Source organism: Actinosynnema sp. NPDC059797 (assembly GCF_042732085.1).
Taxonomy (GTDB): domain Bacteria; phylum Actinomycetota; class Actinomycetes; order Mycobacteriales; family Pseudonocardiaceae; genus Actinosynnema.
In genome coordinates this window covers 35,149-45,531 of sequence record NZ_JBHWIE010000037.1, presented here as the reverse complement: position 1 = coordinate 45,531, position 10,383 = coordinate 35,149, and the positions used below count along the sequence as shown (strand labels likewise).

General features: G+C 73.9%; 8 protein-coding genes. All 8 read right to left on the bottom strand.

Annotated elements, in window-relative coordinates:
- The coding region (gene ggt / locus ACFV4N_RS13125; RefSeq protein ID WP_499672727.1) for a gamma-glutamyltransferase at nt 1–1,704 on the bottom strand (1,704 nt) is incomplete at its 3' end.
- Between the two features lie 162 nt (nt 1,705–1,866).
- Nucleotides 1,867–3,852 carry a primosomal protein N' gene (locus tag ACFV4N_RS13120; RefSeq protein WP_499672726.1) on the bottom strand — a complete coding sequence of 662 codons (1,986 nt, stop codon included), beginning with the start codon at nt 3,850–3,852 and terminating at the stop codon, nt 1,867–1,869.
- Between the two features lie 196 nt (nt 3,853–4,048).
- Nucleotides 4,049–6,022, bottom strand: coding sequence for a phosphocholine-specific phospholipase C (locus ACFV4N_RS13115; RefSeq protein WP_499672725.1), 1,974 nt, complete (start codon nt 6,020–6,022; stop codon nt 4,049–4,051).
- A gap of 360 nt (nt 6,023–6,382) precedes the next feature.
- Nucleotides 6,383–7,585, bottom strand: coding sequence for a methionine adenosyltransferase (gene metK, locus ACFV4N_RS13110; RefSeq protein WP_499672724.1), 1,203 nt, complete (start codon nt 7,583–7,585; stop codon nt 6,383–6,385).
- A 64-nt stretch (nt 7,586–7,649) separates the two neighbouring features.
- Nucleotides 7,650–8,888, bottom strand: a complete 1,239-nt coding sequence (gene coaBC, locus ACFV4N_RS13105; RefSeq protein ID WP_499672723.1) for a bifunctional phosphopantothenoylcysteine decarboxylase/phosphopantothenate--cysteine ligase CoaBC — start codon at nt 8,886–8,888, stop codon at nt 7,650–7,652.
- Nucleotides 8,885–9,163: a DNA-directed RNA polymerase subunit omega gene (gene rpoZ, locus ACFV4N_RS13100; protein WP_015103666.1), complete on the bottom strand. Its 279-nt coding sequence runs from the start codon at nt 9,161–9,163 to the stop codon at nt 8,885–8,887. The genes coaBC and rpoZ overlap by 4 nt, the downstream gene beginning before the upstream one ends.
- Before the next feature lie 60 nt (nt 9,164–9,223).
- Complete coding sequence (gene gmk / locus ACFV4N_RS13095; protein ID WP_499672722.1) at nt 9,224–9,826, bottom strand: guanylate kinase; 603 nt, start codon at nt 9,824–9,826, stop codon at nt 9,224–9,226.
- On the bottom strand, nt 9,823–10,140 hold the full coding sequence (gene mihF / locus ACFV4N_RS13090; protein ID WP_033427832.1) for an integration host factor, actinobacterial type: 318 nt from the start codon (nt 10,138–10,140) through the stop codon (nt 9,823–9,825). The genes gmk and mihF overlap by 4 nt, the downstream gene beginning before the upstream one ends.
- Between the last annotated feature and the right edge of the window lie 243 nt (nt 10,141–10,383).

The window sequence follows — 10,383 nt, the reverse complement described above, 5'->3', positions numbered from 1 at the left end:
GCGTTCGACGGCGGTCGCGGCGCCGATCTCGTTGGTCGGGGTGAAGCGGTGCCCCAGGGCTTGCAGGGCCTGCGCCTCCGAGGTGGCCAGGAAGGCGGGTTCGGCCTGCGTGCTCGCGGCGTTGCGCTGGGAGGCGCGCGGCGCGGCGATGGCCTCGACGAGCGGCGTGCCCCGGTCCAGCCGCTGGACCAGCACCTGGAGGACCGTGGTGATGATGCTCGCGCCGCCGGGCGAGCCGAGGGCCAGCACCGGCTTGCCGTGGTCCAGCACGATCGTCGGCGACATGGACGAGCGCGGGCGCTTGCCGGGGCCGGGCAGGTTCGGGTCGGGCACGCCCGGCGTGACCGGGGTGAACGAGAAGTCGGTCAGCTCGTTGTTGAGCAGGAAGCCCCGGCCGGGCACGACGATGCCGCTGCCGCCCTCCTGCTCGATGGTCAGCGTGTAGGCGACGACGTTGCCCCAGCGGTCGGCGACGGTGAGGTGCGTGGTGTCCGTGCCCTCGTACGGGGTCGCGGCGGGTTCGCCGGTGGTCGCGCACGGAGCCGGGTTGCGCGGGTCACCGGGGGCGACGGGGCTGGTCAGGGCCTTGGTCGGGTCGATGAGGCACGCCCGGCTGTCGGCGAAGCGCTGGGACAGCAGCTCCCGGGTCGGGACGTCGGCGGCCGCCGGGTCGCCCACCCACCGGTTGCGGTCGGCGAAGGACAGGCGGCTCGCCTCCAGGAACCGGTGCAGGTACTGGGTGGGCGTCTCCTCGGCGAGCTTCGTGGTCTCCAGGATGTTCAGGGCCTCGCCGACCGTGGTGCCGCCGGACGAGGGCGGGGCCATGCCGAACACGTCGAGGCCCCGGTAGCGGACGCGGGTCGGCTCGCGGTTCGCGACGGTGTAGCCGCGCAGGTCGGCGGTCGTCATCCCGCCCGACCGGACCTCGCGGGTGGCCCCGGCGACGACCGGCGGCTGCTGGACGGTCCGCGCCACCTCGCGGGCCAGGTCGCCCTCGTAGAAGGTGCGGACGCCCTTCCTGCGCAGCTCGCGGTAGGTGTCGGCGAGGTCCGGGTTGCGGAACGTGCTGCCGACGGCGGGCGGCGTCCCGTTCGGCAGGTACAGCTCGCGGGACGAGGTGAAGTCCGCGAACCGGGCGGCGTTCTCGGTGACCTGGCGGTTGAAGGTGGCGTCCACCTGGAAGCCGCGCCGGGCCAGGTCCTCGGCCGGCTTGACGGCCCGGTCCAGCGAGAAGGTGCCCCACCTGCGGAGCGCCTGCTCCCAGGTCTTGGGCGTGCCGGGCACCCCGACCGACAGCCCGCTGGTGACGGCCTCCGCGAACGGGATCACCGCCCCGTCCTCGACGAACAGGTCGGCGTCGGCGGAGGCGGGCGCGGTCTCCCGACCGTCCAATGTGGAGACCTTGCGCGTGCGGGCGTCGTAGTGGACGAAGAAGCCGCCACCGCCGATGCCGGCGGAGAACGGGTCGGTGACGCCCAGCGCGGCGGCGGTGGCGACGGCGGCGTCCACCGCGTTCCCACCTCGGCGCAGGACCTCGATCCCGATCTGCGAGGCGTCGGGATCGATGCTGGACACCACCCCACCACTACCAACGGCTTCGGGCACCCGTGGCGGCGCGGCGGCGGCGGCGGCACCCGCGACGGCGGGCAGGAGCGGGACGAGGAGGAGGGATGCGAGGACGCTGGCGACAGTCGACCGGAGCATCGTTCCCTTCTACTCCAAGCCGGCGGAAACCTGAACCTCCCGAGTGGCTGGTTCCCGATGGGTGAGTACGGGGCGACGAGGTGGAGGGGCGAGGAGGAAGGGGCCGAGGCGAAGGGGCGCGAAGGGGTTCGGCCGGCCTGACCCGGGGTTCGGTTCGGCGGGTCAGAGGACTTCGAGCGGGTCCAGTTTCACGCGGACCGCCTCGGGTTCTTTTCGTGCGCTGCGCACCGCTTGGACCTCGCCGAGGATCGCGGCCAGGGTTCGGCCGTCCGGGCGGGCCACCCGGACCAGGGCTCGTTCCCTGTCCTCGTCCAGTGGGACCGGCCCCAGGACCTCCCCGCTCGGGGGCAGGTGGAGGTCTTCGAGGACGGCGGCCAGCGCGTCGCGGGAGCCGTCCACCGTGGCCATGCGCACCGCCGGCGGGAAGCCCAGCTCCTCCCTCGCCGCCAGTTCCTGCCTGGCGTGCCACACCGGGTCCCAGCGGACCAGGGCCTGCACCGGCGCCAGGGACGAGTCGGCGACCACCACGACCCGGCCCGCCTCGTGCACCAGCGCCGCCGCCGTCATCCAGCGGCGCAGGGCCTCCTCGGCGGCTCGCAGGTCGGCGCGGCCCAGCAGGGCCCAGCCGTCCAGGAGCAGGGCGGCTCCGTAGCCGCCCGGGGCCACCGGTTCCGCGCCGGGGGTCGCCACCACCAGCGACCGGCCGCCGGGCACGGTGGACAGCACCTCGTCGCCGCCCGACGTGCGGACCGGGACGCCGTTGAACGCGCGGCCCAGCTCCTCGGCCGTCCGGCGGGCGCCGATGACCTGCCCGCGCAGGCGGCGCGAGCCGCAGTTCGGACAGCGGAAGGCGGCTTCCGTCGCACCGCACCAGCGGCAGTACGCGGGCCTGGGCTCGCCGTCCCGCGTGCCGCCCGGCAGGGCCAGCGGTCCCGCGCAGCGGCGGCACCGGGCGGGCGACCGGCACTGGCCGCACGCCAGCGCCGGCACGTAGCCCCGGCGCGGCACCTGGATCAGGACCGGGGTGTCGGCCGACAGCGCGGCTCGGGCCGCGTCGAACGCGATGGACGGGAGCCTCGCCGATCTCGCCGCCGGGTCCTTCACCTCCTGCCAGTCGTTGTCGCCGACGGCCGCCACGCGCGGCGCCACCGAGCGCAGCGTGTCGCGGGACGCCACCACCTCGTGCGCCCAGCCGCTGTCGACCAGCACCTGGGCCTCGGCGGTCCGGGCGAAACCGCCGACCAGGAACGAGGCCCCGGTCAGGTGCGAGCGCTGCACCAGCACGTCGCGCACGTTCGGGTACGGCATCCTGGGTTCGGCGTGCAGGTCGTCGCCGTCGTCCCACACCACGACCAGGCCCAGGTCGTGCACCGGCGCGAACGCCGCCCCGCGCGTGCCGAGCACCACCCGCACCGAACCCCGCCGCACGGCCAGCCACCTCTTGTACCGCTCGGCGGGCCCGAGGTCGGCCGACAGCGCCACCACGTCCGCCTCGTGCATGAGCGCCAGGCACGCCTCGTGCAGCCGCGCCAGGTCCCGGTGGTCCGGCACGACCACCAGCGCGCCCCTGCCGGTGCTCGCCATCGACGCCGCCGCCTCGGCCAGCCGGGCCGGCCAGTCCTCGGCGGGCAGCGCCTGCCACACCGCCCTGGCGGCACGGCCCGAGCGCAGCGCTTCGAGCAGGCGCGGCCCCAGCGGGTACCGCTCCCAGCCCTCGCCCGAGGGCGCCGCCGGCGCGGGCCCCGGCTCCGGCGACGGCTTCGCCTCGGCCCGCGCGTGCCGGGGCGGGATGGCCATGCGCAGCACGTCGATCAACGACCCGGCGTACCGGTCGGCCACCGCCCGCGCCAGCTCCGCCACCTCGGGGGACAGCACCGGCTCCGGCGAGATCACCCGGTCCAGGAACGTGAGCTTCCGGTCGTACTCCGACGACTCCGCCCGTTCCAGCAGGTAGCCGTCCACCAGTTGCCCCGCGAACCGCACCCGGACCCGGCAGCCGGGCACCGCGTCCGCGTCCTGCTCCGCGGAGACCTGGTAGTCGAACGGGCGGTCCAGGTGCGCCAACGGCACGTCGACGCACACGCGGGCAACCGGCATCGAGGCGGCGGGGACCCGCTCCCCGCGCCTGGTGCTCGCCTTGCCCGCCACGGAGGGAGGTCTACCAGAGACCGCTGTGGACGCCCTCGCCCCGGGTGGCCGCCACCGGCCCGTCACGACCGCGTTCGGCAACCGGTGGCAGGGAAGGGACGAGAGAGGAGGGAGAGGAACCGGTCAGAGGAGTTGTCGTGGTCATGGATTTAGTATCGAACAGGTGTTCGACTGGGGCAAGTTCCCTATCGGGTGATCATCCGGAGATGCTCTCCCGGCCGTTCTCCACGTGCCCGGCCAGCCTGCGGTGGAACGCGCCGCAGGCCACCACCACGTCGTACCACCCGTGGCGAAACTCGGTCAGCCACGGCACCGACCGGCGGCGGCCGGGGCGCACGACCACCTTGAAGTCCCGCCCGTCGCCGGTGATCGAGAACGTCGCGTCCGACGTGCCGGAGTTCGCCAGCACCACGCTCAGCACCCGGCTGTGCCCGTGCACCGACGACGACGCGGACACCGACTCGCCGCGCTCCCCAGCGAACTCCCGCCGGAAGCCGTTCGGGCCGATGAGCGTGAACCGGTACGAGCCGCCGAACGGCACCGCGAAGTCCTCCGACGAGCGCACGTCGAAGTGCACCGGGAACTCGAACTCCCCCGCGTACGGGTACAGCGCGAGGTGCACGCTCTCCGCCCCGGAGTTCAGCAACGTCACCCGCACCTCCCCGCCCTCGGCGACCCCGAACGCGTCCGGCTGGTACGGCAGCGCCCGCGCGGGCCGGACGCCCGGCTCCTGCACCGGCATCCGCTGGTCCGCGGGCGGCGTCGGCCGCCAGCGCGGCGAGGCGGGCGGCACCTCGGGCGGCGGCGCGAGCGCGGGCCGGCGCAGGCGGCGGCCGAAGTCGAACGCCGAGGTCAGGTCGCCGCACGCGGTGCGCCGCCAGGCGCTGATGTCCGGCGCGGGCACGCCGAGCCAGCGCTCCAGGAAGCGGGTCGTGGAGGTGTGGTCGAACACCTGGGAGTTGACGTAACCGCCGACGGTCCAGGGCGACACCACGGTCATCGGCACGCGCGGGCCGAGGCCGAGCGGCCGGTCGCCCGCGTGCTCGTCGGCGACCCCGGCGGGCGGGCGCGGCGGCGGGACGTGGTCGAAGTAGCCGTCGTTCTCGTCGTAGGTGATGAACAGCGCCGTGGTGTCCCACACCTCCGGCACGGAGGCCAGGGCGTCCAGCACCTGGTAGGTGAGCGCCGCGCCGGCGGCGGGCGAGGACGCGCCGGGGTGCTCGGACCCGGTGGACGGCGCCACCAGGTACGAGACCCGGGGCAGCCGGCCGGCGGTCACGTCGGCGCGGAACTCCGCCGCGAGGGCGCCGGGCCGCACGCGGCGCAGGCCGCGGTCGTAGAGCGCGCGCTCCTCCGGCGTGAGGGCCTGCACGCCCTCCTCCAGCTCGGCCAGCACCTTCTCCGGCTCCGCGGAGCGCGCCAACGCGGCGTAGAAGGAGTCGAGGCTGCGGTGCCCGCCGCGCAGCGCCTTGCGCGCGACCTCCTTGAAGCGGGTGAAGAACTCCAGGTTGTTGTCCTGGAAGTTGTCCCACTCCTGGTAGACGCGCCAGGAGTGGCCGGCCTCCTGGAGCCGCTCGGCGTAGGTCCGCCACGGGTAACCGGGGTGGGTGTCCTCCGCGTAGGCGGCGTTGGTGACCGCTCGTTCACCGGATGCCTCGAACCCGGTGTAGCCGCTGACCCAGTAGTTGCGGTTGGGGCTCGTGGAGGTGGGGACGGAGCAGTGGTAGGCGTCGCAGAGGGTGAACGTGTCGGCCAGCTCGTAGTGGAACGGCAGGTCCCGGCGGTCGTAGTAGGCCATGGTCGCGGGGGTCTTCGCGGGGACCCAGGAGTCGTGCCAGCCGCCGCGCAGGGCCCGGTGACCGCCGTCCCAGCTGTGGTCGAGGTCGCCGATGTACTGGGCGTCGCCCGCGCCGCCGCGGACCGGGAACGGCAGGGTGCCGCCCTGGTCGAACACGCCGTCCAGGGCGTTGCGGTCGGAGAAGCCGCGGACGCCGCGCAGCGTGCCGTAGTAGTGGTCGAACGACCGGTTCTCCTGCATCAGCAGCACGACGTGCTCGATGGCGGACAGCCCGCCGCGGCGCGGTTCGCGGGCCAGGGCCCGGTGCACCGAGGGCGGCAGGAGGGAACCCGCCACGGCGGCGGTCAGCAGGGCGCGGCGTGAGACGACCATGGGCACGGTGTCTAGTGACCGGAGGTGAACCGGCGGCCACGCCGGCGTGGCGGGCAGCGGCCGGCCGCCGGAATTGTGCCCGCCGGGCGGTGTGCCCGGGGAGGGCCGAGGTGCAGTCCGCGCCGAACAGGACTTCCGGGTTCACGGAGGGTGCCCGATGCCCCGGGCACCCCTTCCCGCCGCGCGACTGCCGGTCCGGGCCGCGGCGGGCAGGCGTCGACCGCGAGCCGCTGGAGGTGCCCGGCGCGCACCACGGCTTCGACGCGGTCCGCGGGAAGGCGCCGGTCTCCCGCGCCTCCGTGGACGCGCAGGTCGCGGCGCCGGCCGGCGGCCTCGCGCCCCGGGGCCGACGGCCCCGGGTCAGGCCCCCGCGGCGGCGCGGAGGTCGGTCGCGCGGTCCGTGCTCTCCCACGGCAGGTCGACGTCCGTGCGGCCGAAGTGGCCGTAGGCGGCGGTCGGGGCGTAGATCGGGCGCAGCAGGTCCAGGTCGCGGATGATCGCGGCCGGGCGGAGGTCGAAGACCTCCTGGATGGCCTGCTGGATCTTCTGCGGGTCCACCGTCTCGGTGCCGAAGGTCTCCACGAACAGCCCGACCGGGGCGGCCTTGCCGATCGCGTACGCCACCTGCACCTCGATGCGCGTGGCCAGGCCCGCGGCCACGGCGTTCTTCGCCACCCAGCGCATCGCGTACGCGGCCGACCGGTCCACCTTCGACGGGTCCTTGCCGGAGAACGCGCCGCCGCCGTGGCGGGCCATGCCGCCGTAGGTGTCGACGATGATCTTGCGGCCGGTCAGGCCCGCGTCGCCCATCGGGCCGCCGATGACGAACCGGCCGGTGGGGTTGACCAGCAGCCTCACGGCGGAGGTGTCCAGCTCGAGCGCGGCGATCTCGGGCGCCACCACCTGCTCGCGCACGTCGACGCCGAGCAGCTTCTCCAGGTCGATGCCGTCGGCGTGCTGCGTGGACACGACCACGGTGTCCAGGCGCACCGGCTGGTCGCCCGCGTACTCGATGGTGACCTGGGTCTTGCCGTCGGGCCGCAGGTACGGCACGGTGCCGTCCTTGCGGACCGCGGTCAGCCGCCGGGACAGGCGGTGGGCCAGCGCGATCGGCAGCGGCATCAGCTCGGGGGTGTCGGTGCAGGCGTAGCCGAACATCAGGCCCTGGTCGCCGGCGCCCTGCTTGGCGATGTCGTCCTGCTCGCCCTCGACCCGCTGCTCGAACGCGGTGTCCACGCCCTGCGCGATGTCGGGCGACTGGGCGCCGATGGCCACGTTGACCCCGCAGGAGTGGCCGTCGAAGCCCTTGGCCGACGAGTCGTAGCCGATCTCCAGGATCTTGTCCCGCACGATCGACGGGATGTCCGCGTAGACCTCGGTGGTCACCTCGCCCGCGACGTGCACCTGACCGGTGGTGACCAGGGTCTCCACGGCCACGCGCGAGCGGGGGTCCTTGGCCAGCAGCGCGTCCAGGATCGAGTCGCTGATCGCGTCGCAGATCTTGTCGGGGTGCCCCTCGGTCACAGACTCGCTGGTGAACAGCCTGCTGCTGTGCTGGCTCACGGCACTCCCTAGCTAGACCTATCCGACAACAGGTCAAGCTTACTGAGCCCGACCAGGGTCTTCCTCAATGTTCGGTCGAGGACGCAATGGCGTCCCACACAACGGACGCCAGTTGCGCTTTCGAGCCGTGCGGGATGGGGGTCTCCGCGCCGCCCGAGGAGAGCAGCCAGCCGGCGTTGTCCTCGACCTCGAACGCCTTGCCGTCGCCGACCGCGTTGACCACGAGCCAGTCGCAGCCCTTGCGCTTGAGCTTGGCGCGGCCGTAGCCGAGCACGTCGGTCTCGCCGTCGCCGGTCTCGGCGGCGAAGCCCACGACGACCTGGCCGGGGCGCCGGGTGGCGACCAGCTCGGCCAGGACGTCCGGGTTGCGGGCGAGCGCGACGGGGTCCGGGTCGCGGTCCCCCTTCTTGATCTTGTGCTCGGCGAGGTCGACCGGCCGGAAGTCCGCCACGGCGGCGGCCATCACCAGCACGTCGGCGGTCTCGGCGGCGGAGCGCATCGCCGCGCGCAGCTCCTCGGCGGAGCCGACGCGCACCAGGTCCGCGCCCGCGGGGGTGGCCAGGTCGGCGGTGTGCGCGGCGACGAGCGTGACGCGCGCGCCCCGCTGGGCGGCGACCCTGGCCAGGGCGTAGCCCTGCCGGCCGGACGAGCGGTTGCCCAGGTAGCGCACGGGGTCGAGCGGTTCGCGGGTGCCGCCCGCGGACACCACGACGTGCCGGCCCTCCAGGTCGCGCGGCAGCGCGTCGGGGCGCGCCAGCAGCAGCCGCGCCAGGTCCACGATCTCCGCGGGCTCGGGGAGCCTGCCCTTGCCGGTGTCCTTGCCGGTGAGCCTGCCGCTGGCGGGCTCGGCCACCACGACGCCGCGCGAGCGCAGCAGCGCCACGTTGGCCCGGGTGGCCGGGTGCTCCCACATCTCCGTGTGCATCGCGGGCACGAGCAGGACCGGGCAGCGCGCGGTCAGCAGCGTGTTGGTGAGCAGGTCGTCGGCCAGGCCGTGGGCGGCCTTGGCGATCAGGTTGGCCGTGGCGGGCGCCACGACGACCAGGTCGGCGGTCTGCCCCAGCTTCACGTGCGGCACCGAGGGGACGTCCTCGAACACCCCCGCCTGCACGGGCTGTCCGGACAGCGCCTCGAACGTCGCCGCGCCGACGAACTTCAACGCCCCGTCGGTGGGCACGACGCGCACGGAGTGGCCGGACTCGGTGAGCCGGCGCAGCACCTCGCACGCCTTGTACGCGGCGATGCCCCCTCCGACCCCGAGGACGATCCTGGGCCGGTCGGGGGCGTCGACGGTCCCGGTCACTCGCCTTCGGTGTGCTCGAGGAGACCGGCGTGGATCTCCCGGAGCGCGATCGACAGCGGCTTCTCGCGCGGACCGGGCTCGACCAGCGGGCCGACGTACTCGAGCAGGCCCTCGCCGAGCTGCGCGTAGTAGTCGTTGATCTGGCGCGCCCGCTTGGCCGCGTAGATCACCAGCGCGTACTTCGAGCTGACCTGCTCCAGCAGGTCGTCGATCGGCGGGTTGGTGATGCCCTCCGGAGAACCCGACAGCGGGCCCAGCTCGGTGTGCGTGGTCACTCGTCAACGCTCCTGCGGTTGGTGTGCGTTCGGGGTCGTCCCGCGCCTGCCGCGCACGCGTCAGGGCGTGCCGGGCACTGGGCCGACCACCAAGTTTAGCAAGCTCGCGGCAGCCGCCTCGACGTCGTCGTTCACCACGACCTCGTCGAACTCCGGTTCGGCCGCCAGCTCCTCGCGGGCGATCTCCAGCCGGCGGGCCACCACGGCGGGGTCCTCGGTGCCGCGGCCGACCAGCCGGCCGACCAGGTGGTCCCAGGACGGCGGCGCCAGCATGACCAGCTGGGCCTCCGGCATGGCGGCCCGGACCTGGCGCGCGCCCTGCAGCTCGATCTCCAGCAGGGACGGCTTGCCGGACGCCAGGGCCCGCACGACGGGTTCCCGGGGGGTGCCGTAGCAGTTGCCCGCGAACTCGGCGTGCTCCAGCAGCTCGCCGCTCCGGGCCATCCGGCGGAACTCGGCCACGTCGACGAAGTGGTAGTGCACCCCGTCGACCTCGCCCGGTCTCGGCTTCCTGGTGGTCACCGAGACGCTGAAGTGGATGTCGGGCCCCATGCGGCGCAGCTCGGCCAGCACGCTGGACTTGCCGACGCCGGAGGGCCCGGACAGGACGGTGAGGCGGGGCCGGGCGCGTGCGCCCGACCCCGCCCCGGTGCCATCACTCACTCGCCGCTGAACTCGGTGAGCAGCGCCTTGCGCTGCCGCTCACCGAGGCCGCGCAGCCGACGGCTCGGCGCGATCTCCAGGCGCTCCATGATCTGCTGCGCGCGAACCTTGCCGACGCCCGGAAGGGCTTCGAGCAGCGCGGACACCTTCATCTTGCCAAGGACCTCGTCGCTCTCGGCGGCCTTCAGCACGTCCGTCAGGGTCGTGCCGCCACGCTTGAGGCGCTCCTTGAGCTCAGCCCGAGCGCGACGAGCGGCAGCAGCCTTCTCCAGCGCTGCGGCCCGCTGCTCCTCGGTAAGCTGGGGAAGGGCCACGATTTCCTCCGTGGTGTGGGAATTTCAATTCTGGATCGGTGCCGCGACCGTACCGAGCGCAATTGCCTGGGTACAACGTGGGTCCCAGTCAGGTGAATCTTTCAGCGCTGGTGTGGTGCGGCGGGTGGTAGTAGTACCAACACCCTCCAACAGGCCCATCACCGCCACCGGTAACGCCCTGCGCACGCCCTGTGTGGTATGCGCTCGATGGGGGATGGACCCGTCGGTGGACTGGACCGTACC

Bases quoted from the DNA above. Each gene is read 5' to 3' on its own strand.
- ACFV4N_RS13115 (WP_499672725.1), bottom strand. From the start codon at position 6,022: ATGGTCGTCTCACGCCGCGCCCTGCTGACCGCCGCCGTGGCGGGTTCC.